Raw genomic sequence first — 25026 nt, forward strand, 5'->3', positions numbered from 1 at the left:
AGAGAAAGCAGACATACCATGTCACAGGAACTCAGCATCCTGCGGGCAACACGATTCAAGGGGCGGCCCAGCGAATCCGATCTGATCGCCGCGGTGGGCCTTGCCGAAGCCGACGGCGCCGCCGCCGTCGCGGCACTCGTCGCCGCGGGCGAGCTCGATCGTGTGGGTGTACGGATCGGACTCACCGCAGCGGGCCGGTCCAGACTCGACGCATTGCTGGCGGCCGAGCGGGCGACTGTCGACCAGGAGCTGTTACGTCAGTGCTACCTGGGCTTCGATGCGATCAATACGGATTTCAAACAGCTGGTCACCGACTGGCAGCTCATCGACGGAGCGCCGAACGACCATACCGACGCCGAGTACGACGCCCGGATCGCGACGCGGCTGGCGGAACTGCACGAGCGCTTCGTACCGCTGCTCGAGGAGTTCGTACGGCTTGCGCCTCGACTCGCGATGTATACGAACCGGTTCGCCTCGGCACTGGCGAAGGTCCGGTCCGGCGACCCGACCTGGTTCGCCCGTCCGCTCATCGACAGCTACCACACGGTCTGGTTCGAGCTACACGAGGAATTGATCGGCCTCGCGGGCCTGTCGCGTGTGCAGGAAGCGGCTGCCGGGAGAGCGGAATGACCTCGGCGGGGGCCGGTCCGTCCGCGATTCTCGTCCTCGGTGGCGGCACCGTCGCGGATCGCGAGCTGGTCGGCGGCAAGGCATGGAGCATCCAGCGGATGATGGCGCTCGGCCTTCCCGTTCCCCCTGCCTTCGTCCTCACCACGGAAGTCGGCCGCCGTGGGCGCGGTACGGGCGAGACGCTGCCCGCCGATGTGTGGCGCGAGGTGCCCGCGGCGGTTGCGGAACTGGAAGCGGTCACCGGACGTCGGTTCGGAGCCTCCCCACGGCCACTGCTCGTCTCGGTGCGTTCGGGCGCACCGACCAGCATGCCGGGGATGATGGACACGGTTCTCGATCTGGGCATGACCGATGAGTTGGAGCGGGCGCTGGCCGGCCCCGCAGGCGAGCGGGCCGCGTTCGCCGCCGACACCCACCGGCGCTTTCGCGAACAGTTCGAGAAGGTCGTCGGCTCTCCACCTCCCACGGACCCGTGGGAGCAGTTGCGTCGTGCGATGGTGGCGGTGCTCGAATCGTGGAACTCGCCGCGCGCGACCGGCTATCGCGAAAGCCGAGGGCTCTCACACGATGGCGGTACCGCGGTCACCGTGCAGGCCATGGTCTTCGGCAATCTCGACGACCGCTCCGGCACCGGTGTGTTGTTCACCCGCAACCCGCTCACCGGCGGCGCCGAACCCTACGGTGAATGGCTGCCGGGCGGCCAGGGCGAGGACGTGGTGTCCGGACGTGCCGATGCCCTGGCTCTCGCCGCCTTGGCAACCACGATGCCGGAGGTCCATGCCGAGCTGATCGCCGCGGCCGGGCGGTTGGAGGCCGACGCCCGCGACGTGCAGGATATCGAGTTCACCGTGGAAAGCGGCGCCCTGTGGCTGCTGCAATCCCGAGCGGCGAAGCGATCTCCCGAGGCCGAGGTCCGTCACGCAGTACTTCTGTGGCAGGAGAACTTGATCACCGAGACCGAGGCTCTCGACCGGGTGCAGCCCGAACACGTCCGGACCTTGCTCACAGCGCGTCTCGACCCCGGGGAAGTGGCCGCGACGGTACCGGTGGCGACCGGCAAACCGGCCTGTCCGGGCATCGCCACCGGCATCGTGGTCACCGAGGCCGGCGCTGCCGAGAACCGTGTAAGCCGGGGTGAGGCGGTGATCCTGGCCCGGCCGACCACCGACCCCGACGATGCGGCGGCGATGTCGGTCGCCGGCGCGGTGATCACCGAGCTCGGGGGCTCGACCTCGCACGCGGCCGTGGTCTGTCGGGAACTGGGCGTTCCGTGTGTAGTCGGCTGTGGCACCGGGTCACTCATGAAGCTGACCGGGCAGATCGTCACCGTCGATGCCTCGACCGGCACCGTGTATCCGGGCGAGGTTGCCGTTGTGCCCGCCACCGCTGTCGATGATCCCGATATTGCGCTGCTCACTCGATGGGCACGCGCGGAATCCCCCCGGGGCGTATCGGGCGCGCTGCCCGAGTTGCTCCGACGACGCAAGATGGAGAAGATACGATGAGTAGTCGCGAAACCGTCGAGAAAACGCTCGACAATACGACGATCGACCCGTCGGTCACCTGGACCACCGGCAATGTCGCGGAGGCATTCCCCGGCGTGTTCACCACTCTCGGCTTCACCTTCATCAACGCGGCGGTGGAGTCGGCAACCCGCACCACGTTCAAGAATCTGGGTGTTCTCACCAGGAAGCAGGTCTACCTCCCCGATCGGTCGGAGGACATGTTCTGGACATTGTTCGCCGGGCGGGCCGCGGCGAACATCGACAAGTTCCGCGAGATCGCGAATATCACTCCCGGTACCTCGGCGACCGCGGTAGAGCAGCAGCTGTTCGGCTACGTCCGGCCGGAGACCGTCGATGCGAACAGTGCACGCCGTTATCCGGCCATCGCCGCCAAGGCGCCGGGAGCGGTTCTTCGGCTGCCCAAGCGGCACGATGCGGAATTCGCCGAGTTGCGCCGCTGGCGGCTTGCGCATCTGGACGGTATCGACATCCTCGACCACGTGGGGTGCGTCGAGCTGCTGGCCGATGCGCAGCGGCGTTTCCAACGCATGCTGACCCTGCATATGCTTGTCGCATTCGTCAGCTCTGGGCTCGCGGACCGCGTGACCGATATCCTGACCGAACACGATCTCTCTCACCTCGGACCGGCACTGCTTTCCGGGGTCGGCTCCGATGAAAACGAGATCGCACACGACCTCTGGGCACTGGCCCATGAACAGATCACCCTGCGCGAGTTCACCGATCGGCACGGTTACCACGGCAGCAACGAAGGTCAGCTGCACGGCGTGACCTGGCGTGAGAATCCCACGCCCATACTCGACCGGCTCGGCGATTACCGCGCCATCCCCGCCGACAGTCCACGCGCACCACGCAACCGGAGCCAGGAGCAGACCGAGATACGGCAACGTGCCTTGGCCGAGCTCCGGTCGGCCCTGCCCCGGCGCAAGCGGGGCGTCGCTGCCTGGACCGTGCGGATGGCCAGTCGCTGGATCGCCCTCCGCGAGCAGGGCAAGGCCGGCTATCTGCTCACCTTCGATATCGCCCGGGCGGTTATGCGCAGACAGGGTGCCCTGTTGGTCGACGCGGGCGCAATCGACCGCGTCGACGATGTCTTCCATCTCTCCTATGACGATGTGTGTGGAGGCGTCACGGACGATCGGCGCGCCGTGGTCGCCGAACGCCAGGATCAATACGACGAGCGGTGCACCTACCGGTTGCCGCAATCATGGTCGGGAATACCGGAACTGAGGAAGGTGGACGAGGAGGAAGTGCCCCCACTGGAGGTCTCCGGTGTCGTCACCGGCGTGGCCGCCAGCGGTGGTGTCGTGGAAGGTCGCGCAAGGGTGGTCCGCGACCCGTCGACCACCGAGCTGGACGATGGCGATATCCTCATCTGCGAGACGACCGATCCGAGCTGGGTGTCGTTGTTCCTGGTCGCCGCCGGTGTCGTCACCGATTTCGGCGGCCTGCTCAGCCACGGCCCGATCGTGGCGCGTGAGCTCGGGATCCCCTGTGTCTGCGGTACCGAGAACGGCAGCTACCGAATTCGCGATGGTCAGCGTATCCGCTTGGACGGTGATACGGGCACGGTCACCGTGCTCGCATGAGTTGTACGATGTGATGAAACTCCGTGCGATCAGGCGTCGTAGCTGCCAAGCAGCTACGATGCCCTCGTGCGTCCCTACCAGAGAGTGCCGTGCAGGAGGTCGGCGAACTGATCGACCATAGGCTCGAACCGTCCGGGGGTTCCGACGAACCCCGCGTACATGCTCATTCCCCACACCATGGCTATCAGTATCTCGGTGACGGTAGCGATATCGATGTCCTGTCGGATCTTCCCGTCCGCCACAGCGGCATCCAACGCCGCTTGGATGAACCGGCGCACATCGTCGATCTGTTCCTGCGCCCAGTCGCCGAGTTCCGGATTGCGCAGCGCGTCGAACAGCGATGCCGCGAGAAGCCGCACAGAGGCGCGGCTCTCGAAATCACCCTGCATGGTGATGCGCAGAAACGCCGCCACCCGATCGGCGAGATCCGCTTCTTCCTCGGCGTCGGCGATACCCGCCCTGATCACACTGCTCTTGTCCATCTCGAAGAGTGTTCGGTACAGCTCGTCCTTGCTCTGGAAGTAATGGTTGACATTGGTGCGCGTGACTGCGGCACGCACGGCGATATCGGTGAATGTCGCACGGTGGTAGCCGACTTCGCTGAACAGTTCACGCGCGGCTCGCAGAATCCGTTCTCTGGTGTTCGCTCCGTTGGATCCGGCGGGGCGGCCTCGACCGCGCTTGGGCAATGCCGCCGGGTCAGTCACAACCGCGCTACCTCTCGTTCACCGACATTGCGGCTCATCACCCACCATCATCGCGTATCCGACAAAACCTCTGGCGGGGACACTCGACGGCGGCACATACTCCGCACAGGCCGCATTGTACAGAGCCAAACTCCGCCCCGGTGCCCGGTAGGAGCGCCACCGAAGCCATAGCACCTCGTTCACAGTAAATTCCGACCGTCTGGAGTCCCATTCTTGAGTACCGACCCGTCCTGCCCGGCCTTCCGCAACTCGCCTTTTGGTTCCGACGACCGGCGGATGGCGCTGTTCGCGCCGGAGTTCGCCGCTGACCCCCACGGCCACTACCGTGAAATGCGCAAGCGATATCGGTCTTTGATTCCGGTGGAACTGGCGCCGAGCGTTCCCGCCACGCTCGTGATCGATTACCGGACCGCGGTTCGGATCCTCAACGACCCCGAGCATTTCCCTGCCGACCCGCGCACATGGCAGAAGAATGTCGCCGCCGATTGTCCTGTTCTCCCCATGATGGAGTGGCGGCCGATGGCGACCCGGAGTGCCGGAGCAGAAGCGGAGCGCTACCGGCAGGCCACAACCGAGAGCGTCAACGAGGTCGATCTCTATGCTCTCCATACCACCGTGGAGGAGATCGCGTTCTCACTGATCAACTCTTTCTGCGAAGACGGCCACGCCGAACTGATCGGCCAGTACACGTTCCCGCTGGTATTCAGCGTGCTCAATGCGTTGTTCGGCTGTCCACCGGAGATCGGGCAGAAGATGGCCGCCGGTATGGCGGCGATCGTCGAGGGCGTGGACGCCGATACCGGCAACAGAATGATCAGCGAAGCGATGCTGGAGTTGGTGACCCTCAAACGGAACGAACCCGGCAACGACGTCACCTCGGCACTGCTACGGCATCCGGCCGGACTCGACGATCTCGAGATGGTGCACCAGCTGGCGAGCCAATACGGTGCGGGGATCGAATTCCAGCAGAACCTTATCGTCAACACCCTGCTGCGGATCTTCACCGATGACCGGCTGGGCGGCGGCGTGCTGGGCGGGAGCCTGTCCACCCGCGAAGCGCTGGACGACGTCTTGTTCAACGATCCACCCCTGGCGAACTACCTGCTCACCTACCCTCGGCAGCCGATCCTCATCGATGACGCCTGGCTGCCCGCCCACGAGCCGATCGTCATCAGCATCGCCGCCTGCAACAACGATCCCGCGGTCCGCAGCGATAATCGCGCCGGCAACCGCTCGCATCTGGCATGGGGTCTCGGCGCCCGCAGCTGCCCCGCGCAGTCCATGGCATACCTGATCGCACAGGACGCCATCGATCAGCTGCTCGACGCCCTGCCCGAGATCCGGGCGGCCGAACCCCCGGCCTGGCGGCCCGGCCCCTTCCATAGGTCGCCGACGTCTCTGCTGGTCGAGTTTCCGCCGTCCCCTCCGCTGCACGTATCCTGAGAAGACATGGTGATCACCGCGTCGCGGCTACAGGCGTCGCCGCAGAACTGTCGACCCGGAACCCGCTGCTTCCGATCAACCACACAGCGGGGCCGCCGCTCGTACCGCAGTAATCCCGCCGCCGGACCCCCGGGTGTGGTGGCCCACTTTTATCGCGCAACCGATCACCCAGGGGACGGGTCGGTGCCGAGGTAACCGGATGCACTCCAGAGGTCCACAGCGTAGCCGGGGTCCATGACCTTGACCTGACCGGCGAAGCCGAGCAGTTTGCCGGTTGCGGACCTCGATCGTGCCGTACGCTGCCGCCAAGGCCGAAGGCCTGGCGCCGGCCCTGGGACCGACTGTGCGCGTCAACACCCTCATGGCCGGGCCATACACACCGGAGCCGAGGATTGTTGACACCGAGGTCGGACAGCGCGCACCACGTCGGATTTCCTCCGCTCCACCACCGCATCCTCCTGGCCCGAAACCGGCCACCACCGAAAGTGCGCCAGAGCCGTCAATCGGACGCTCCCGGGCGGTACAGTGCTGGTTACTGTCAGAAAGTGAACCGGATGAGCTCGGCACGCTTGGTGATGCCGAGCTTCGGGTAGGCGCGGTATAGGTGGTGTCCGACCGTCCGAGGGCTGAGGAAAAGTTGGCCGGCGATGTCACGGTTGCCGAGTCCCGTGGCGGCGAGCCGGACCACCTGGAGTTCCTGAGGGGTAAGGCGTGCGATGGGGTCGTGGTCGTGCGGTCGAGCGATGGGTCGGTCACCGAGGGCATTCAGTTCGGCGCGGGCCCGCTCGGCCCAGGTGGTGGCGCCGAGTTGCTCGAATGCGTTGAACGCTTCGGTCAGGCGGGTGTGGGCGTCGGTGCGGCGACGTTTCCTGCGGAGCCATTCGCCGTACAGCAGGGCGGTGCGGGCATGGTCGTACGTGCGCTCGGCTTCGAGATGTAGTCGAAGCGCTGTGTTGTACCGAGTTTCGGTGTCGGCGTCGGTGGATAGCAGCGCGTGGCAGCGGAATACGAGTGCGTTCGCATACGGCTGTCCGGTGTGTTCCGCCCAATCGGTCAGAGCAGGCAGATACCGAGCTGCCTGCATGGTCCGACCGCTGCGAATGGCCGATTCCACGTGGTCGGGTATGGCTTGTACCAGGAAATCCCGGCGGGCCGGCCCGGCGCATATGGTCTCCAAGTGATGTGCGGCCGTATCGAACCGTCCCTCACCGAGGTCGAGCAGGCCCAGCGCCCAGGCGGCGAGAGCGGCGTTGGTGGGATGCCGGGCATGGTTGCGCAGCATGGTTTCGGCGTGGGTACGGCAGGCTTCGGCATCGCCGGTAACGGCGGCCAGCCAGGCCGCAATGGCGGTCATGATGGTCGCCTGGGTGTTCTGCCCGAGGTCCGTGGACACCGACAGCGCCTCGGCGACCTCGGTTTCCGCGTCGCGAAATCGCCCCCGCAACAGCAGGGCTATGGCCAACGGTTCTTGTATGTAGGGCAGCCAGCCCAGCGCGCCCGATCGACGGGCCTCGGCGACTGTCGTCTCCAGCACCTGGACCGCAGCTCGGTCGTCGATGATGAGTGCAAGGTATCCGGCCAGCACGCGCTCCAATATGCCGCGCACCTGCCCGTCCCGCGCCGCGGTGACCAGCGCCCGCATGCCGGTGATTCCTTGCCGGCCGCGGCCGTCGAAGAGTTCGGCCAGTCCGACCATTCCGTCGACAACCGGCCGTAGCCCCGATTCCGGTTCGAGCGGCACGTCGGTGAGCAGCCGTGCGGAACGACGTACCAGGTCGTGCGCGCCACCGTCTTTGGCACACCCGATAGCATCGATGAGCATCGAGACGGCTTGTTCCGGATGGGATTCGACGATCGGTGTCGCGCCCTTCACCATCAGCGCGGAGGCCGTTGCCGGCGATTCGTTCTCGTAAGCGATCTGAGCCTGGATCCAGGTGGCCTCCGCGAGGACGGACTCGCTGGTGGTGAGATCGGCGGCCGCCGAGGCACATTCGGCTGCCCGTTCCAGCGCGCCGGCATCGTAGGCGGCTCGGGCGGCGCCGACCAGTCGCCGACTTCTGCGGTCCGGATCGGCGCTGAGTCGAGCGCTGTGCTCGAGCGCGTGCGCGACGGCAGACGAGCCGCCCCGCTGTGCGGCGCGCCGAGCGACCTGTTCCAGCGTGGCCGCGGCGGTTTCGTCCGGTGTTGTGGTGGCGGCGGCCAGATGCCAGGCGCGACGGTCGGCGTAGTGCCCTTGCATGAGCGTGTCGGCCAGGGCTTGATGTGCGGCGAGTTGCCAGCCTCGCGGTGCGCCCTGGTAGGCGGCGGTGCGGATGAGCGGGTGCCGGAACGAGATCCCACGGGCGGACAGTTCGATCAAGGTGGCATGCTCGGCGGGTTCCAGGTCGGCGGCGGTCAGCCCGAGCCGCTCGGCGGCGCACATGATGACCGTCGGGTCCGCGGTGTCGTCGGCCGCGACCAGCAGCAGGAGCCGTTGCGTCTGTCGCGGAAGTCCGCTGATCCGGGAGCGGAAGGCGTCCTGGACCTGTCTTGCCACGGGTAGTGGTTCAACAGGCAGCGACCAGGTATGGCTGCCGCCGTGTTCCCGGTTGGTGAGCGCGGCGGTGAATTCGATGATGGCGAGCGGGTTTCCCCGCGCCTCGGCCAGGACACGGGCACGTGTCGGGCCGGCCAGGTCGTGTGCGCGCCGGTTGAGCAGGGTCATCGAGCTTTCGCGGTCCAACGCGGGCAGCGTCACCGTGTCGAGCCCGGTGATCGGAAAGCACCCACCGTCATCGCGCACAGTGAACAGCATGGCCAGTGGCTCCTGCTGCAGCCGCCGGGCGGCGAACAGCAGCGCGTCCAGCGAGGCCGGATCGAACCAGTGGGCGTCGTCGATCAGGCAAACGACCGGCCCGTCAGCGGTCAGCTCGGACAACAGCGAGAGAGTGGCAGCGCTGATCAAGAACCGCTCGCCGACATCGGCGTCGGTCAGGCCGAATGCTGCGCGCAACGCCTGCGCCTGCGGTTCGGGTAGTGCTGGAATACGCTCCAGGTAGGGATGGAACAGCAGGTGCAGGCCGGCGAAAGGGACTTCGATCTCGGACTCGATGCCCACACCGCGCAGCACCCGCAAATCCGCGGCCGCCCGCTCGGCGTGGTCGAGCAGCGCGGTCTTACCGATCCCGGGTTCCCCACGAATCACCAACGCGCCCCCGACACCGCTTCGAGCGTCTGCCAGCAGCCGGCCGATTCGTGCCAACTCCTCCACGCGCCCGAGAACCATGGGTGAACAGTAACAATTCATCTCGACGGCGAGTACGCGGTGGCGGGCCGGTGGATGCGCGATGCACCGGCCCGCCACCGTCGGACGGTCACGACTATGCGGCTTGCGGGATGGCCCGAGCAGCCACCGCTGCCCTGACGGCGATACCGCCCGAGCCCGTCGCGGCCGGCACGAACAGTGGCCGGTGACAACGAAGCCGGTGATCCGGAGCCGGCCACCGGTGGCCGCCCGACCGAGCATGTGCGGGCCGAGGTCGAACCGTCCCACGCCACCGCTCGAGCGCAGGCAACCCATGCAGAACAGCGGTGTCGCCGGCACCCCGCAGGCCGGCGGCGACCCGTGAACCGGCCGATTACCGGTCGTTCTCCCTCCGTGCGACCCGGGTCATGGTGGAGTCGTAGCCACCACCGCCGGGATACACCCAGGCACCGACCATTACATCGCCCGTCTCGTCGAACGATCCCCGATAATACGCCGGTGACCCCTTCTCCCCACTCCAGATGGTGAGGACCTCGCCTTCCAGCTCATATACGTAATCCAGCGTCTCGCCCTTGTTGCCGTAGAAGCGGCTCTTGATATCGATGCTGGGCTCCTCGGCCCCGAAGGGCCGCTCCCGCCCGATCACCTCCATGCCCTCGATCCGCTCGCCATACTGCTCCAGCTCGACATCTTGGATCAGGAAGTGCCCGCCGGTCAGCCGGCGATAGGTGACGGTGCCCTCGGCACCACCGGTAATCTTCCACGTACCGATCAGCCGATCCAACGCGGCCAACTCGGGGTCCCGGGTCTGGTTGGTGTTTTCACTCATGTCGATCATCTCCTTGGCGTGTCCACAACGGTTGCGGTGGTTCTCACACCCGAGAAGCTACGACCGCGCCTATCAGTACCCGCATCGGTCGAAATACTGATATCGGCGCAAGAGGTCCGCCGCCTCGGTGCCGGGGGCCGAGCAGGTAGCACATCGAATGCGGGGACCTACTCGGCTTCGATGGCGTCCGGCATCGACAGCTGCTGCGCGAGTGGCGGGCCATAACTTTCGCACCCGCTCGGGGACGGCGGGCCCGACGGTGCGGAAGATCCGGTGTATGCGTGGTACCGCCGCGGGACCACCGTTGCGCTGCACCTTCCCGCGCAATCGATGAACGCGGACCCACCATGATGTCGCCGGCTCGCCCCGCGGCGACGACAGTGGCATCCCGGCTTCGCGCGCCGTGAGCGCACGTCCGAGGAAGAGGGCCTTCTCCCCCCTGCGCACGTCCGGCGAACGCACGCTCATTCCAACGAACAGCCGTGTGAACGTGGCCGGTTTCAGTCGAGGGCAGCGTTGTTCGACTCACCCGCGCTGCCGGGTCTTGCCGGTTGCGTGGGCTACTTTCCAGGGATGCGCAACAGAATCCCCGCTTTCGGCTACACCCACATGCCGGTCGGCGATGTTGGTCTCAATGTCGCTACAGCCGGAACCGGAACCCCGATCGTGCTGTTGCACGGGTTCCCGCAGACACATCTCGCCTGGCGCCACGTCGCCACCGATCTCGCGCGTGACCACCTGGTGGTCTGTCCGGACCTGCGTGGCTACGGCGACAGCGACAAGCCCGCGGACGACTCGGGCAACGGTACCTACACCAAGCGCACGATGGCCGCCGACATCATGGCGCTCATGCGCTCGCTGGGCCACGACCGATTCGCTCTGGCCGGGCACGATCGAGGTGGATTGGTCGCGTTTCGTGCCGGTTTGGATCATCCGGAGGCCATCAGCCATCTGGCGATCCTCGACGTCTTACCGGCAGCGGACATGTGGTCCACCCTGCACGGGACTTCCGGCATCTTCGCCTTCCACCTGTACCTGCTCGCCCAACCCACCGATCTCGCCGAACGCATGATTCGAGCCGATCCCGACCTGTTCTTCGGGTATTTCCTCGACACGTGGACGCAGGTGGTCGACGCGATCCCCGCTGATATCCGCTCCGCTTATCTCGCCGCGGCCCGCCACCCGGACCCATCAGCGCCGTGTGTGCCGACTATCGCGCCGGCGCGTATGCCGACAGTGCCCACGACGAGTCCGACCGCCGAGCAGGCCGCAGGCTGGAGATGCCGGTGACCGCGCTCTGGCAGGACCCTGGGGATGTCGTTCTTCCGTTCGACCCCCAGGCGATTTGGTCGACATGGGCGTCCGACCTCCACACGGCCACAGTGGATTGCGGGCACTTCCTGCCCGAGGAACAGCCGAGTGTCGTCATCGATACCTTGCGCAACCTGATCGACTGACCTGGTCATACGGCATATCGGCTCGCGCTCGAGACCGTACCCGGCGACACGACCGGTTTGTTCTCGCTCGAGGAGCATTACCCGCAAGCCCTGCTGGTCCGCTCCCCTGACTTGGCCGACCGGCTGGTCGGTCGCACTCTCGGGCCGGTGCTGCGCCGTCCGGCACGGGAGCGGGCAGCGCTGTTGGAGGCCCTCACCGCGTGGCTGGAGGAGAACCGCTCGGCCGCAGGCGCTGCCCTTCGTCTGCACTGTCACCGCAATACCGTGCTGAACCGGCTACACCGGATCGAGGAACTGACCGGGCATCCGCTCAACGGACATACCGCCTTCGTCGAGATATCGCCGGCATTGTCGGCGATATCTCGAACCGGTGATCGGATCCGTAACCAGTCCCGTTTCGGAGCGGCACCGATTTGGACAGTGCGCCCATTTCCGCGCCGCGAATTCTGGGCGCCGACACATATTCCGCCGTGCTTCCGGCGGCCGGACTCAACAGTGCCCGGTCCGACGACCTCGGCGCCGGGCACCCCGGTCTCGGTGCAGGAGGAGCAAAACCGTGCGTGAATTCGATCTGCCGGTCATCGGCGGAGACCGCGCCCGGGTGGTCGGTGAACTCCGCGGGCGCAGGCCGATCTCCGCGAGAGGCGGTGGCGACACGAAACGCCGAGGTAGCACCTACTCGCCCGTAGCACCGCAGTTGCCTATCCTGCTCCGACGACAACGGAGTCGGCACTGTAATCGCAACCACGAGCAGATCGGCAGCCTGTGAACGCTACGATTTCCGACTCCCTTCCGGGCCCGGCCGTGGCCGGCACACGTCCCGAGGCGATCCACCGCTTCCTCGTGAAACCCGCTGACGCGGGGATCGCCGGCTCGGTCGACGGTGGCAGACTCCTCGAATGGATCGATAAGGTCGCCTACGCCGCGGCGGCCCAGTGGAGCGGGCACTACTGCGTAACGGCCTATGTCGGGAACATCCATCTCGACCGGCCGATCGTTGTCGGGGAACTGGTCGAGTTGCACGCGAATCTGGTCTACACGGGCCGTACCAGCATGCACATCCTGGTCAGTGTCTATTCGACCGATCCCACGCGACAGAAACCGGTGCAGACGGCGCAGTGCCTGACCATTTTCGTCGCGGTCGACGAACAACGGCGCACCGTGGTCGTTCCGCAGTGGGAGCCCACCACGATTCTCGAGTTGCGCCGGCATCGACAGGCGCGGGCCCGAATCTCGGTGCGCAAGCGGATCGAAGAGGCCATGGCCGCACAGAACTACACCGCGGCCGGCACCGCGCCGAGCGCGACATTGCGTTTCCTGGCGGCCCCGTCGGATATCAATTGGGGCGGCAAGGTACACGGCGGGCGCACCATGGGCTGGATCGAGGACGCCGCCTGCGTTTGTGGAGCCGATTGGGCCGCACAGCATGTGATCACCTCGTACTTCGGCGGTATCCGCTTCTACCGGCCGATCGTTATCGGCCATATCGTCGAGGTCACCGCGCGTCTGATCCACACCGGGCCGCGCAGTATGCACGTCAGCGTCCACGTGACTTCGACGGATACCGTTTCGGACACGCCCGCGTTGGCGGCGCACGGGCTCGCCGTCGTCGTCGTGCTCGGCGACGACGGTAAAGCGCGGCCGGTCCGGCAGTGGACGCCGGTTTCCGAGGAGGACCGCGCGCTGGAGGCGCATGCCCGCCATCTCGTCGACCTGCGTTCGCAGGCCGAGCCGTTCACAACGGCCGGCGATGTACCGGCCGACGCGGAGCCCAACTACTTCCGGGCGCCCACGCCGGGCTGAATCGTCCGGCCCCATCATGGCAACGTTCGGGCCCGTACGGACCGGCCTGACCGCCGAGGTCCAGTCGAGGACAGGTGGCCATGTACAAGAGGTCCGGCCGCCCGGCATGCTCACCGCATGATCCGACGTCTCGTCGCGCTGTTCACCGGTCTGTGGCTGTACGGGTTCTCGATGGCCGTGATGATCCGTGCCGCGGTCGGTCTGGGCCCGTGGGATGTGTTCCACCAAGGCCTGGCCCGGCATGTCCCACTGAGCTTCGGCACGGTGACCGCGCTGACAGGTGTGGTCGTGCTGCTGGCCTGGGTCCCTCTGCGGCAGCGGCCCGGCGTGGGAACGGTGAGCAACGTCGTCTTGGTCGGGGTATCGGTCGATATGGGGTTGTGGCTGCTGCCGCAATGGGAATCCATGCCGGTGCGGGCGGCCGCGATGGTGCTCGCCGTGGTGCTCAACGCGCTGGCCGGCGTGCTGTATCTCGGCGCGGGACTCGGCCCGGGGCCGCGCGACGGGTTGATGACCGGCATAGTGCGTCGGACCGGGTGGTCCGTACGCCTGGTACGCACCACCATCGAGGTCACGGTCCTCATCACCGGCTGGTTGCTTGGTGGCGGTGTGGGTATCGGCACGGCGGTCTACGCGGTATGCATCGGCCCGCTGATCCAACTGATGATCCCGCTGGTCTCCGGACGGCTACCCGGATTCGACGATCTGTACACGCACGAAGCGACCGCCGGTGTCACCGCACCCGTTCCGGAGCGGGTCGGATGCGAGGACGGACCGGTCGCTCCCCGTACCTGACCGCCCGCACCGACCGGATTACGTTGATATGGCCGGGCTCCACAATCCGTGGTGGACCTCCTGGTCACCGTGAGTGCGGCCGGGCGAGCCGAGGAGTCGATGGACGTCAAATGCTGCAGCCGACCCATCGTGGCTCCAATCGTCCTCCGCGTCGGCCCGGGATCGCGCACCCGGGACGACCCGTAGGTGCCACCGGAGCCTGTGTGGATATCGACTTCGAGCAGAGCCATCCGCCACATCGAGGACACCAGCAGATCTTCTCGGCTCGAAACACCGAAAAGCCCGTGCACAGATGACATGGCTCTTCGCTCTGTCGGGGTTGGAACTTCAGGGGCGGGCGGGACTCGAACCGGCGAATAGGTGCGCCGGTGGCTGCCGACCGGGTGGAGGCGCCGGTATTTTGCACTTCATGGCAACTCCGGGAGTCCTGGGCCTACGATGGAGGCAGGTTCCGGCATCGTTGCCGTACCGAAAGGTGGTGTCGGGAACGGGCTGACGTGGGTGTGCACGGGCAGCATTATCGACATGTGCATGCCGGCTTTCGCCGATGCCGTCGCAGTCACCCGCACTGCACGCGCCGACCGATAGTTCGGTGGCGTCATCGAAATAGATGTCCGTGCCCATCCCTGGCGCCGTGCTCGACAGGCACGTGACCGCATTGTTCGGTGCCCGACCCGAGAGACTCCGTGCAGAAGCCATGCCCCCGTTCCTGGCCGAAGTCACCGACGAACCCGTCCTTGCCCGGTTCGTGTGGGCGAAGCGCTGCCGTCGGTTGCTTCGGCGTCGCCGATTCCGCCTATTTCAGGCAATGGAATCGGTACCCGGGTCGATGGCGAGCACGGTGCGCGCACACCGACTCGGCAGTGCGGTGACCCGAGGGTGGATTTCGGCTGAGGACGAAACCAGTGACTCGATACACAATCGACATCGAGATGATCGGTGCGATGCCTCGTGGCGGACCGGATGCCTCCTGGCTCGACCGGCATCTACAGACGAGCAGGCCGGAGTACCTCGACAGAGACGATGTGCCCGACGAGCGCAAACAGAAGATCGCCGCGTTTCTCGACCGAGCCGGTGAACGCACCGGCCACCACAACTACAACGCGCACCTGACCACCGAACAACTCTCCGGCATCCCGAATCCGCGGATCCTCGAACTCGGCGCGGGCCATGGCGGGCTGTCGGCACGGGTAGTCGACCTGCGTCCCACCGCGGAGGTGACCGTCACCGATCTGGACCCGGTATCGGTCGCCGATATCGAAGCCGGCCCCCTGGGCACCTGCCCTCGCGTCACCGCCGAGGTCGCCGACGCGACAGCCATCGACGCACCCGATGACAGCTACGACCTGGTCGTGTTCGCGATGTCCTTCCACCATCTCCCGCCGAGCGCGGCTTACCGGTCCATCGCCGAAGGCACTCGCGTCGGGAAGGAATTCCTCGTCATCGACCTGAAACGGCCGCCGGCGATCGTGGTGGCGCTCGCGTTCCTGCTGGTCCTCCCCGCTGCTGTGTTCTTGTTGGCCCACTCCTCGCCCTCCGCGGTCGCTCCCATCCTGCATGACGCCTACATCAGCTTGTTGCGCTCCTACAGCACGTCCGCGTTCATCGCTCTCGCCGCCGCGGCCGATCCCACGATCACCGTCGAATTCCCGGCGACGCGACGGCAGGTGGCCGTGGTGTACACCAAACCGTGAAACGGACGCCTCACCGGCCATGTGTTCGCGGTGACCGGTGAGGGCCTTGCTGTCGGTCCGCGACTCGTATTGGATGATCAAGCGTTTGCTTGTGTTCGCTCGGCATTGGCCGCGCGTCCATGCGACGGTGTAGGCGATGACCGGTCCGCGCTCACCCGGCCTTCGACGAGTTCCGGCCTTGCTCACGGTGGCGGTGACGTTCACCGCTCGGTCCGGTCGGCACGGACCGCCACCACTGCTTCCAGTCCGCCGCGTCGCAGCCGCAGCATTGTCAGCGGCGGGTCGCACAGCGCCGAATGCACGACCAAACCAACCGCTGTGCGGCGCAGCAGACGGGACATGAGACGGCACAGCGGATCGAGCGCATCGCAGCCCGCCGGCCCCGCCTCGCAGGCGCGGGCAGCGCCGCGGATTGCGGCGATACGAGACCCGGGGACGTACGGCGGGATGGCCATCACACGATCGAAGCCGCCATCGTCGGACACGACCCGCGCAAAATCGCCGCGCAGTAGTTCGATCCGTCGTACCCGCAGCCGGCCGTTGACCCACGCGGATACCAGCGCCGGTACCGAGATATCCCCGGCGGCAACGGTCTCGGCTCCGCGCAGCAATGCGTGCAGCGCGAGCACGCCGACTCCGATACAGATGTACAGGTCCCTGCCCCGATGCAATCGCCATGTCGTCCATCACTTGCACGAGCGGTGCAGTACTGGATTGTGGCCGATGCTGCACCGGGGCACGGAACAATCCGATATGGCCCCTGGAATCGGTCCGCTGGTTGGGACTGCCCCGGCTTGGTTGATTTCTGATCTACGGGGGTTCGTCCTCGCTGGAAGGATGTTCTCCGTGCCGAAGCCCATCCGGAGGAGTTGCGCCGCGACATTGTCGCTGTCGCTCGCATGGGCGAGGCGCCGCTACGGCAGGTCGCGAAGGATTTCGGGATCTCCGAGGACTGTCTGCACAACTGGCTCGAAGCCGCCGACATCGAAGACGGTGCACGGCCCGGGACCACGGCCGTGGAGCCAACCAAGCTGCGTGGACTGCGTAAACGCAACAAGAAACCCGAACAAGGGAACGAAATCCCGTGCCGGGCAGCGGCGTTCTTCGCCCGCGAACCGCCTTCGAAATAACCTACCCGATGGTCCGCGACCTGGCCGCCGACAGTATCCCGTGGCCGGTAACCTGCCGGACGCTCGGCTTCATCATCCAAGCATTCTACAAACGACACAAAACCACTGTCTCCCAGTGCGATCGGGATAGCGCGCGTCTGATGGACGCCACTCTCGACATCCACCATGACGATCCCGCCTCGACCACAGACCGGGTCACCCGTGACGAAATAGCTTGCAAGGCAACCGGATCAGTGACAGTCCCGCTTGCATGCTTCCCAGCATCGGGAGGTCACCGCATCGTCTGTGATGCACACTGACTACTGCAACAGAGCTGACGCTACAAGCCTTGTCGGGTGAAAAGCGTTGGCTCACCCAATAATTAGGAGGACCGCATGAGTCGCGATACTCTGTCTCTGCCGCAACTGTCGAACACTGAAATCGAGAACCTACTGGAGAGCGCAACACCGGCGCTGCGCAAGGCCGTGCTACGTGGACACAACGCCATCAGTGACTCCTCCGGCCCCGGCAGCTTCAACTCCTTTATCGATGCCGGTCCCACCGAATAGCTGACATACGCTCCGATCGCGAAGGGGTACGGTCACCAATTGTCGAACTCCGCATCATGGCCCGTGGACACACTCGATGTGCAAGCCCTTCGCGACCGCGAGTGGCAACCACTGCCATTACATCTCGCATGCTTCCCCACATCGGGAGGTCACCGCATCGTCTGTGATGCACACTGACTACTGCAACAGGGCTGACGCTACAAGCCTTGTCGGGTGAAAAGCGTTGGCTCACCCAATAATTAGGAAGACCGCATGAGTCGCGATACTCTGTCTCTGCCGCAACTGTCGAACACTGAAATCGAGAACCTACTGGAGAGCGCAACACCGGCGCTGCGCAAGGCCGTGCTACGTGGACACAACGCCATCAGTGACTCCTCCGGCCCCGGCAGCTTCAACTCCTTTATCGATGCCGGTCCCACCGAATAGCTGACATACGCTCCGATCGCGAAGGGTACGGTCACCAATTGTCGAACTCCGCATCATGGCCCGTGGACACACTCGATGTGCAAGCCCTTCGCGACCGTGGGTGGCAACCACTGCCATTTACCGAATTCGTACTGAAGATACACAGTCGCTGCAACTTGGCATGCGATTACTGCTACATGTACGAGATGGCAGACCAAAGTTGGCTCCAGCAGCCGAAGGTCATCTCCGCGGATGTGATCGACGCTACCTGCCGGAACATCGCAGAGCACGTCGCCGAGTATGCGATCCCTCAGGTCACCATCGTATTACATGGCGGAGAGCCGTTGCTCGCGGGACATCAGGTAATCGACTCGGTGGCTCGGCGACTACATGAACATCTGGCCGACGAAACAATCTTGCGACTCGGCATCCAAACCAACGGCTTGCTTTTGGATCAAGAGTTCTTGGACATCTTCAAGCGTTGGGACATCAAGGTGGGTGTGAGCCTCGATGGGTCCGAAGCCGGACACGACCGCCACCGAAAATATCGCAATGGCCAGGGTAGCCACGCACAGGTGATCGAGAAGCTGAGACTTCTCACCGAGGATGCAAACCGGAGCCTCTACAGCGGTCTACTGTGTGTGGTCGATCTGAAGAACGACCCACTGGAAACCTATAAAAGCCTCGCCGCTTCCGCTCCGCCCGCCATCGACTTCCTGATGCCGCATGGGAATTGGGACAGTCCGCCGCCCGGACGAACCGTGAACCGCGATGACACCCCGTATGCCGACTGGCTCATTTCCATCTTCGACTATTGGTACGAATCTGTGCGGGATGAGCCGAGCGTTCGCCTATTCGACGACATCATGGATATTGCCCTGGGAACCGATCGTGCATCGGAGACTGTGGGACTGGCTCCGATACAGGTCGTCGTCATCGAAACGGATGGGCAAATCGAGCAGGTCGACACACTGAAATCAGCCTTCCCCGATGCGACGAAACTGGGCGAACATGTTTCGCGCAGCCGGCTGTCGAACGCACTGTGGAGCCCTGGGGTGGTTGCGCGGCAGATCGGCGTAGATGCGCTGGGCCCTGCGTGCCTGAAGTGTCCGATACGTAATATATGCGGTGGAGGAAATTTCACTCACCGATATCGGACGGAAACGGGTTTCCGTAATCCTTCGGTATATTGCTCGGACCTATTCGAGCTCATCAACCATATTACCCAGCGGCTTCATGCAGACCTGGTCGTATCGGAAGAAAACGGAGCCATACGGTGACTGCGATGGATCTCCAATACAGGGCGAAGGAGTTGGGTGCGGGCTTCGGCAGCGAAGACCTTGTCGTATCACTCTGCGCCGGACAATTGACCAAGCGGCTCGCTATGCTTGGCATCCTCTTCAGGGAAAGTGGCCAAATTTGTCCTGACGATGTCGAAAAGTCCCGTTTCGTCGAATCGTATCGAGCGCTGGTCGGGCTGCATCAGGCACACCCGGTGTTGGTCAACGGCCTGCTGGCATATCCGAGCACGGGAGTATGGCTGGCACATTGTCTGCGACGCATTCGATCTGCCGAGACCGCACACGACGACATCTGGCCCGACCTGGGTTATCTGGGTTGGCTGACCGCTACTGCGTTGGTGGAACTCGGAGCGCCCACCCATACGGCTGTGGTTGTGCGCGCGGGCCAGGTCATGCTCCCGACGGTGGGTCTGGCGCAGGTCGCTGCGACCGAGGAGTACGGCCTGGGACGGCTGTACGTACACGGACCGAACTCTATTGCGATCGAATTCGAAGGCACGAAGCTGGATATCGCGGACACTGCGTACTGGGAGCAACCTGGCTGGCGTCCACTGGAGCGGGTTCGGGCAGCCGGCAGCGGTTTCGAAGCCGTCATCGATGATCTCGATCCGTTCCGGGAGTTCAACGACCCGTCCCGGTCCGCTTCGGCCGACAGACGTCTGCCACGGCTTTCTCGAGACCAATTACGTGACTGGCGTGAGGCATTCGCCGCAGCGTGGGTGCTGATGGAGCAAGACCATCCTGGCTACGCGAAGCCCATCTCGATGGGGCTGCGCTCCTTTGTTCCACTCACAGCCGAACCGATCTCCCCGAGCTCGAGCCGCACCTCCTACGACTCCTTCGGTTGCATCGCCGCGTCCTCGACGCGCAGTTCCCACCAGATGGCGCTCACCTTGATCCATGAATTCCAACATGCCAAGCTGGGGGCTTTCACCGACATGGTCGAACTCTACGAAGAGGACCCGCGGGAACGTTTCTATGCGCCATGGCGAGACGATCCGCGCCCTATCGAATGGCTGCTCCAAGGCATGTATGCGCACCTCGGCGTTACCGATTTCTGGCGCGCTGAACGGCTGCGTACGCGATCCGAGCTCGCTCACGTGGAGTTTGCCCGGTGGCGGACACAGGTGCATCGCTCTATCGCCGAGATTCTCGAATCCGGTGTATTGACCATGGCCGGCCTGGAGTTCGTGCAAGCGGCAGCCGAGACATTGAGGCCGTGGCTCGACGAAGAAGTCACCGACTCGGCGGCGCTCATAGCCGATGAGGCCGCCTCGGGTCACTGGGTGGCGTGGTGTGTACGCAACCTGCAGGTCGCCGACAGCGCCCTGGAGAACTTGTTCTCGGCATGGAAATCAGCTGAACGGCCACACCTGGAAAACGTTCCGGTTGGCCTGCCGACCCGTCCGGACCGAAAACAGCCGGAACTCAGGAGCCGATTGCTGCCGAGCTACCTTCAGGTCCTGGAACAGACTCCTTCGAGAAATGTCGACAGAACTCGGGACCTTGCTCCCGGTGACATGGCATACGGGTCAGGCAACTATGTGGAAGCCGTCACGCATTACAAACGCGAGATCGAGGCAGGCCCGATGCTTCCACAGCCATGGGCAGGCCTGGCACTGGCCTTGCAGCGACTACGTCCCGTTCATGAGGTTTCGGCACTGCCGGCACGAGGCGAAGTTGTCGCACAACTCTACACGCGCATCTGTGCGACCGGGGCCAGTTGTGATCCAGCGGATCTCGTGTACTGGTTGTCGAGCGATGGCCCCCAGGCATGAACGAACGCGTCGCTGCCACGCGCCGGTGAGTTCTTGGCAGCCTAATTCCAACGGTATACGCACGAGTCCGGACAGTACGGTGTTCCTTGCTTTCGATGGGATCCGTGACCCATGAGTAGTCCCGCTGCTGTCGGCGGTGGAATCATCACGAACCGGAACTTCCTGCTGCTATGGTCCGGGAATGCGGTCTCGCTGGTGGGCTTCCACGGTGCGCGTATCGCTTATCCGCTGCTGGTGCTGGCGATTACCGGCTCGCCCAGCCAAACGGGCATAGTCACGTTCGCGATGAGCTTGCCCAGTCTGATCTTTCAGATTCCGGCCGGGCTTGTCGCCGACTATACCGACCGTAGGCGGACTCTGTGGTGGTGCCAATTCGCCGGGTTGATAGCCACGTGCATGGCACTGGTCGCTGCCGTCGGCAGGCCGCCCGGTTTGGTTCTGCTGCTCAGTGTCACTGCTTTCCTCGAAGGTACCGCGAATGTCTTTTTCGTTGTCAGCGAATTGGGAGTGGTCCGCAATGTGGTAAGCGTGGAGCAACGACCGGCCGCTTTGGCATTACTCGAAGCAGAATTGCCTATTGCGCAGCTGATCGGGCGCGCCGTGGGCGCCACGGTATACGGACTCGCCCGGTGGCTCCCCTTTGCTGTGAATGCTCTGTCCTACCTGTGCTGTCTGGGCGCTTTGTCCGTAATGCGCACGGATTATCCGGCACGCCGATCCGAAGATTCTTCGGCCCCGAGGCGCACGTGGACCCGCATCGTCGAGGGAGTGGCCGTTATATGGTCCCACCCGTTCCTCCGGGGGTCTACAGCGATCATGGCGCTGTCCAACTCGATCTTCCAGGTCGTGATCTTGCTGTTGCTGCTCGAAATCAAGGTCGATGGGCTCCCGACATGGACCGTCGGCCTCGTTCTCGGTGCCGCCGGCGTGGGCGGTCTGCTCGGTGCGGGAATCGCGGGCCCGCTGACAACACGGTTCAACACCCGGGTCGTCTTCGGAGTATCGGTGTGGGCGTGGTCGATTGCATTGGTACCGATTGCCCTCAGCTCCAATCCGTACGTAATGGCACTGTCATTCGGTTGCATCGGTGGCATTGGCAGATTCGTCTCGGTTGTGCTGATTGTGTTCCAGGTGGACGTCATCCCGGACCATGTTCTCGGCCGTGCTACGGCCGCGGCCGAGAACTTCAACGCTGCGGCGGTCGCCTTCGGTGCCCTGGCCGGAGGATATCTGCTGACCGCGGTTGGCATCCGGGCCACCGGATGGATCATGGTCGCAGCGATGTTCGTATTGGCGGTCGGTGGAACCTATCTATCCTTGTCGCGAAGCATCCGCCGCGGATCCGTTGAGCTATGACGGTAACCCGATACGGTCGATTGCCATTGACGGGCAGTAGAATTCGACACCCGGTAATACCGGTGACCCTCAGGTCGACGGTAGTGGTCGCGGCCTTCGGGCGCCTGTGGACGAAGTCCGACAGGTCCGCGAAATCGCTGTTGCCATCGTGTGGATGGTGCGGTGAGGTCGGCCGCGAGCTTGTCGGCAATGGGTCCGTATGCTGTTGGTGTATTCGGCGAGGGTGCAACCGATGCAGACGCCACCGCTGCTGGGAACACGAAAGTCCCTTGTTCTCATATGTTTACGGATAGAATGTGAAGTTCAGTCACCGTCACACTTAAGGAAACCTCATGACCATTGAGGCAGGGCAACTGCGTGATCACATCGATTTGATGACCTCCGCAAGGATCCTGGCGGACCCCGTATGCGGCCCAGAAGCTCTCGGTGAGTTCGAGAGGTTCCTCCGCGATTATCACGATGTGGAGGGTGCAGACCAGCTCGACCAGCGGCCGGAAGCTGCGATGATGCTCATGCGGCAAGACCTACGTCGCAGTATTCAGCGTGTGGTGACACATCGTGTGGCCGAAGTCCTGCTGCCTATTGCGTTGGACCTTCTCGGTGATGATTCGCATGCGATGGATCGCATAGAACGCGAAAAAGTCACCGATGTCGACCAATGGGAAGGTGCTCGCTATCGCGTATTTTTCGGAGACGAGGCGAAAATAGCTGCCGCATACGAATACCTGTTCATGTCCGCAGCCGAAGAGAACTTGTTCTCCTGCTTTACCCCGGAACAGGCCGAGGCGCTTCGTCGGATCAACTATGACGCAACGATCGCACTACGCGAGGCGGCATCGGCCACGCGCGACAAAGAGTATGCGGAATCGCCTGTGATGGAAGTTATCGCAAATGAGCCATACGTTACAGTCGATGATGCGGCTCGGGTCACCATGAGAATGAGGACCGTCTCTTTCATGGGAAACACCGCTGAACCGGTTCGGGCCAACAACAGCTTGCGGCCCGATATTCTGCATCAGCTCCATACCAATGCAGTCGGATTCGGTGAATTCTATGGATCCGCGGTAGGAACCATTCTACCGTATACCTTCAAAGAAGATGGTTGTCCACGCCAGGTCTGGATAGAAACCGAGCTCAGCAGCATTGCGCCAATTTCCGCGGTGGCTGCCCTCAAGGACGGCCCGGCGGGAAATTTACTTTTTTCGGATCGCGGCAAGCGCGTCTATCGGGCTACGGAAAATTCCGGACGCTGGATCCTCGAGGCAGTCAGGCAACCGCTCGTTTCGGCCGCTGAACGGGTAGCGCGGGCGGAAGCGAAAGACTTGGGACGAAAAGGTTTTATGGGTCATTGGGGACGTTGTCCGTCCAACCAAGCGCTTGCACCGAATCAAGCCGAAGCCGAGCAACATGCTGAACTCGTGGATAAAATCGATCAGATCACTGGCGGGCATGCGCCCGAGCACTTACGGACGATTGTGACCCCTGCCGATGTGTGTGCGATTCTCGCAGTGGGGTTGGTGGCCGCGCTCGAACAACGGGGCATAGTGCGGCTCGATCCGACGTCTCTGGAGCCCGTACCACGCCACGAACCGGCTGATCTCTAGATCGAGCGCTGCGTTCGGGCCGGTGTCGGGGAACAGTCGTATTCCCTGGCCGATGGCCTCGGCGTCCGTAGCGTCAACCTTGTGACCGGCCGAATCCTGTCGAGAGGTTGACGCAGGACATCCAGGTCACACAGCAGAGATGTCATATGGGTGTAGACCGTCACACGGGCAGAGTTCACCAGGCTTGCGTCCGAGCCGTGCTCACCCGATCCGAGACATGGGAGCCGGCGCCGCGACCCCGTTCGATGTTTGCCTCCGCGATGACCGGGTACATCGCGGCGCACCCTGTCATCACCTCCACCGCTGACAGAAGTGATTCACATGCCCGAACGAATCAGTGTCGAACCCGTTATCGACCACGAATACTTCGTCCGTGTCGTCGATGCCGGCGACACCGCAGAATCGCAGTTCGTTATCGACCCCGACACCCTGGCCGAACTCGGATTCGCCCCCGGAGACGAGCAACGCGTCGTCGAACACACCGCCCTATTCTTGGCCGAACGTCAACCGGTCATCGACTTCCCCCCGTTGGTATACCTCGACACCGTTGTCGCCGCGTACCGCGACTATCCCGAAGAGCTACATCACCGCCTCGGTTGACGGTGCTTCCGGGACCGCGCTCGACAGCAGTTGCGTTTCTGCCGACGGCACCTTCGCCTTCCCGCCTCGGAGGCACATCATGGACTTCGCTCAACGGACCATCGACTTGGCCCACCAGAACGTCGCCGAAGGCGGTCGCCCATTCGTGACGGTTACCGTCGAGGACGTCGAAATACTGGTCGAGGCCGCCAACCGAGTCGCCCCGACCGCGCACGCGGAGACCCTCGCCGTCAGTCAGGCGTGTAAAAAGCCAGGTACCGAGCAGTTGGTCGGCGCCACTGTCTACCTGCCGGCCGACCCCGTGCCCGATGTGCCTGGGCTCGCTGTATTCCTGTTCGCCGGACGAAGTCGTCTCCTTGGCTTCGCATGACAACTATCAGTCGTATTATGTCGACGATCGCAGGTATTTCGAGGTCGACACGTTCTACGACGAATTCGGCAAAGGGCGGGACAAGCGGCGCCTGCCGATATGTTACGAACCCGCGACGCCGCCATCGACGTCTATCGATTCCGGCGCGAACGCAACAGTGGAGAGCGCGAGGCGACACCTTCGACCAGCTGAATCCACGCAGCGGCGGTTACGCACAGCC

At 64.1% G+C, this 25026-nt stretch carries 22 protein-coding genes and 2 pseudogenes; 20 read left to right on the forward strand and 4 right to left on the reverse strand.

Translation table 11 applies throughout. The features are described from left to right. Positions 1 to 18: 18 nt before the first annotated feature. The 3 genes from ON20_RS14210 to ON20_RS14220 are packed head-to-tail and all read left to right on the forward strand — an operon-like array spanning position 19 to position 3742. The gene (locus ON20_RS14210) at positions 19 to 630 is read left to right on the forward strand and encodes a hypothetical protein (RefSeq protein ID WP_040835968.1); all 612 of its coding nucleotides are present in this window, start codon (positions 19 to 21) and stop codon (positions 628 to 630) included. Beyond that, on the forward strand, positions 627 to 2135 hold the full coding sequence (locus ON20_RS14215) for a pyruvate, phosphate dikinase (RefSeq protein WP_051162453.1): 1509 nt from the start codon (positions 627 to 629) through the stop codon (positions 2133 to 2135). The genes ON20_RS14210 and ON20_RS14215 overlap by 4 nt, the downstream gene beginning before the upstream one ends. Continuing rightward, entirely contained in the window at positions 2132 to 3742 is a 1611-nt protein-coding gene (locus tag ON20_RS14220; RefSeq protein WP_083864917.1) for a PEP-utilizing enzyme, read from the forward strand. The genes ON20_RS14215 and ON20_RS14220 overlap by 4 nt, the downstream gene beginning before the upstream one ends. 74 nt (positions 3743 to 3816) lie before the next feature. Here ON20_RS14220 and ON20_RS14225 read toward each other — a convergent pair whose 3' ends face one another. Next, positions 3817 to 4449: a TetR/AcrR family transcriptional regulator gene (locus ON20_RS14225; RefSeq protein ID WP_040835970.1), complete on the reverse strand. Its 633-nt coding sequence runs from the start codon at positions 4447 to 4449 to the stop codon at positions 3817 to 3819. A gap of 213 nt (positions 4450 to 4662) precedes the next feature. Between ON20_RS14225 and ON20_RS14230 the strand changes: the two genes are divergently transcribed. Then, the gene (locus ON20_RS14230; protein WP_040835972.1) at positions 4663 to 5892 is read left to right on the forward strand and encodes a cytochrome P450 family protein; all 1230 of its coding nucleotides are present in this window, start codon (positions 4663 to 4665) and stop codon (positions 5890 to 5892) included. A gap of 286 nt (positions 5893 to 6178) precedes the next feature. Next, positions 6179 to 6268, forward strand: a pseudogene (locus tag ON20_RS36410) (short-chain dehydrogenase); the annotation flags it as partial. 162 nt (positions 6269 to 6430) lie between these two features. On the opposite strand, the gene ON20_RS14235 reads toward ON20_RS36410, so the two are convergent. Then, a complete protein-coding gene (locus tag ON20_RS14235) occupies positions 6431 to 9157 on the reverse strand; it encodes an ATP-binding protein (protein ID WP_040836039.1) in 2727 nt (908 codons plus the stop codon). A 352-nt stretch (positions 9158 to 9509) separates the two neighbouring features. After that, on the reverse strand, positions 9510 to 9965 hold the full coding sequence (locus ON20_RS14240; protein ID WP_040836041.1) for a hypothetical protein: 456 nt from the start codon (positions 9963 to 9965) through the stop codon (positions 9510 to 9512). 573 nt (positions 9966 to 10538) lie between these two features. Here ON20_RS14240 and ON20_RS14245 point away from each other — a divergent pair. The 6 genes from ON20_RS14245 (at position 10539) to ON20_RS14270 (ending at position 15714) form a co-directional block, all read left to right on the forward strand. Beyond that, positions 10539 to 11255 (forward strand): alpha/beta hydrolase, encoded by a 717-nt coding sequence (locus tag ON20_RS14245; RefSeq protein WP_245547231.1) that lies wholly within the window; start codon positions 10539 to 10541, stop codon positions 11253 to 11255. Then, positions 11252 to 11422, forward strand: a complete 171-nt coding sequence (locus tag ON20_RS38895; RefSeq protein WP_245547232.1) for a hypothetical protein — start codon at positions 11252 to 11254, stop codon at positions 11420 to 11422. Before ON20_RS14245 ends, ON20_RS38895 begins: the two co-directional genes overlap by 4 nt. Before the next feature lie 57 nt (positions 11423 to 11479). Next, entirely contained in the window at positions 11480 to 11986 is a 507-nt protein-coding gene (locus tag ON20_RS14250; protein ID WP_040835973.1) for a PucR family transcriptional regulator, read from the forward strand. A 279-nt stretch (positions 11987 to 12265) separates the two neighbouring features. Beyond that, positions 12266 to 13225, forward strand: coding sequence for an acyl-CoA thioesterase (locus ON20_RS14260; RefSeq protein ID WP_245547233.1), 960 nt, complete (start codon positions 12266 to 12268; stop codon positions 13223 to 13225). A gap of 117 nt (positions 13226 to 13342) precedes the next feature. After that, positions 13343 to 14020, forward strand: a complete 678-nt coding sequence (gene yczE / locus ON20_RS14265; protein WP_245547234.1) for a membrane protein YczE — start codon at positions 13343 to 13345, stop codon at positions 14018 to 14020. A gap of 932 nt (positions 14021 to 14952) precedes the next feature. Then, the gene (locus tag ON20_RS14270; protein ID WP_040836046.1) at positions 14953 to 15714 is read left to right on the forward strand and encodes a class I SAM-dependent methyltransferase; all 762 of its coding nucleotides are present in this window, start codon (positions 14953 to 14955) and stop codon (positions 15712 to 15714) included. Positions 15715 to 15914: 200 nt separating this feature from the next. Here the strand turns inward: ON20_RS14270 and ON20_RS14275 are convergent, their stop codons facing one another. Continuing rightward, positions 15915 to 16343, reverse strand: a complete 429-nt coding sequence (locus tag ON20_RS14275) for a class I SAM-dependent methyltransferase (RefSeq protein ID WP_051162458.1) — start codon at positions 16341 to 16343, stop codon at positions 15915 to 15917. Between the two features lie 240 nt (positions 16344 to 16583). On the opposite strand from ON20_RS14275, the gene ON20_RS14280 reads away from it, so the two are divergent. The 9 genes and pseudogenes from ON20_RS14280 to ON20_RS14310 all read left to right on the forward strand — a co-directional run bounded on the left by ON20_RS14280 (position 16584) and on the right by ON20_RS14310 (position 24998). Then, positions 16584 to 16844 (forward strand): transposase, encoded by a 261-nt coding sequence (locus ON20_RS14280; protein WP_040835975.1) that lies wholly within the window; start codon positions 16584 to 16586, stop codon positions 16842 to 16844. A gap of 374 nt (positions 16845 to 17218) precedes the next feature. Further along, a complete protein-coding gene (locus ON20_RS36415; protein ID WP_157228847.1) occupies positions 17219 to 17392 on the forward strand; it encodes a hypothetical protein in 174 nt (57 codons plus the stop codon). 252 nt (positions 17393 to 17644) lie between these two features. After that, positions 17645 to 17818, forward strand: a complete 174-nt coding sequence (locus tag ON20_RS36420; RefSeq protein WP_157228847.1) for a hypothetical protein — start codon at positions 17645 to 17647, stop codon at positions 17816 to 17818. 77 nt (positions 17819 to 17895) lie between these two features. Then, positions 17896 to 19077, forward strand: a complete 1182-nt coding sequence (locus ON20_RS14285; protein ID WP_281032873.1) for an FxsB family cyclophane-forming radical SAM/SPASM peptide maturase — start codon at positions 17896 to 17898, stop codon at positions 19075 to 19077. A 5-nt stretch (positions 19078 to 19082) separates the two neighbouring features. Further along, positions 19083 to 20876, forward strand: coding sequence for an HEXXH motif domain-containing protein (locus ON20_RS14290; RefSeq protein ID WP_040835977.1), 1794 nt, complete (start codon positions 19083 to 19085; stop codon positions 20874 to 20876). A gap of 111 nt (positions 20877 to 20987) precedes the next feature. Further along, complete coding sequence (locus ON20_RS14295; RefSeq protein ID WP_040835978.1) at positions 20988 to 22232, forward strand: MFS transporter; 1245 nt, start codon at positions 20988 to 20990, stop codon at positions 22230 to 22232. 332 nt (positions 22233 to 22564) lie between these two features. Continuing rightward, the gene (locus tag ON20_RS36425; protein ID WP_157228848.1) at positions 22565 to 23836 is read left to right on the forward strand and encodes a hypothetical protein; all 1272 of its coding nucleotides are present in this window, start codon (positions 22565 to 22567) and stop codon (positions 23834 to 23836) included. Between the two features lie 321 nt (positions 23837 to 24157). Beyond that, positions 24158 to 24436, forward strand: coding sequence for a hypothetical protein (locus ON20_RS14305; protein ID WP_040835982.1), 279 nt, complete (start codon positions 24158 to 24160; stop codon positions 24434 to 24436). Between the two features lie 79 nt (positions 24437 to 24515). Beyond that, a pseudogene (locus ON20_RS14310) lies at positions 24516 to 24998 on the forward strand (nucleoside deaminase). Positions 24999 to 25026 lie beyond the last annotated feature (28 nt).

Origin of the sequence: Nocardia brevicatena NBRC 12119 (genome assembly GCF_000308495.1) — a bacterium.
GTDB lineage: Bacteria > Actinomycetota > Actinomycetes > Mycobacteriales > Mycobacteriaceae > Nocardia > Nocardia brevicatena.

Excerpts from the sequence above, each read along its gene's own strand:
- ON20_RS14210 (WP_040835968.1), top strand. The coding sequence starts at position 19 with ATGTCACAGGAACTCAGCATCCTGCGGGCAACACGATTCAAGGGGCGG.
- ON20_RS14215 (WP_051162453.1), top strand. The coding sequence starts at position 627 with ATGACCTCGGCGGGGGCCGGTCCGTCCGCGATTCTCGTCCTCGGTGGC.
- ON20_RS14220 (WP_083864917.1), top strand. The coding sequence starts at position 2,132 with ATGAGTAGTCGCGAAACCGTCGAGAAAACGCTCGACAATACGACGATC.
- ON20_RS14235 (WP_040836039.1), bottom strand. The coding sequence starts at position 9,157 with ATGGTTCTCGGGCGCGTGGAGGAGTTGGCACGAATCGGCCGGCTGCTG.
- ON20_RS14240 (WP_040836041.1), bottom strand. The coding sequence starts at position 9,965 with ATGAGTGAAAACACCAACCAGACCCGGGACCCCGAGTTGGCCGCGTTG.
- ON20_RS14245 (WP_245547231.1), top strand. The coding sequence starts at position 10,539 with ATGCGCAACAGAATCCCCGCTTTCGGCTACACCCACATGCCGGTCGGC.
- yczE (WP_245547234.1), top strand. The coding sequence starts at position 13,343 with ATGATCCGACGTCTCGTCGCGCTGTTCACCGGTCTGTGGCTGTACGGG.
- ON20_RS14270 (WP_040836046.1), top strand. The coding sequence starts at position 14,953 with ATGATCGGTGCGATGCCTCGTGGCGGACCGGATGCCTCCTGGCTCGAC.
- ON20_RS36415 (WP_157228847.1), top strand. The coding sequence starts at position 17,219 with ATGAGTCGCGATACTCTGTCTCTGCCGCAACTGTCGAACACTGAAATC.
- ON20_RS36420 (WP_157228847.1), top strand. The coding sequence starts at position 17,645 with ATGAGTCGCGATACTCTGTCTCTGCCGCAACTGTCGAACACTGAAATC.
- ON20_RS14290 (WP_040835977.1), top strand. The coding sequence starts at position 19,083 with ATGGATCTCCAATACAGGGCGAAGGAGTTGGGTGCGGGCTTCGGCAGC.
- ON20_RS14295 (WP_040835978.1), top strand. The coding sequence starts at position 20,988 with ATGAGTAGTCCCGCTGCTGTCGGCGGTGGAATCATCACGAACCGGAAC.
- ON20_RS36425 (WP_157228848.1), top strand. The coding sequence starts at position 22,565 with ATGACCATTGAGGCAGGGCAACTGCGTGATCACATCGATTTGATGACC.
- ON20_RS14305 (WP_040835982.1), top strand. The coding sequence starts at position 24,158 with ATGCCCGAACGAATCAGTGTCGAACCCGTTATCGACCACGAATACTTC.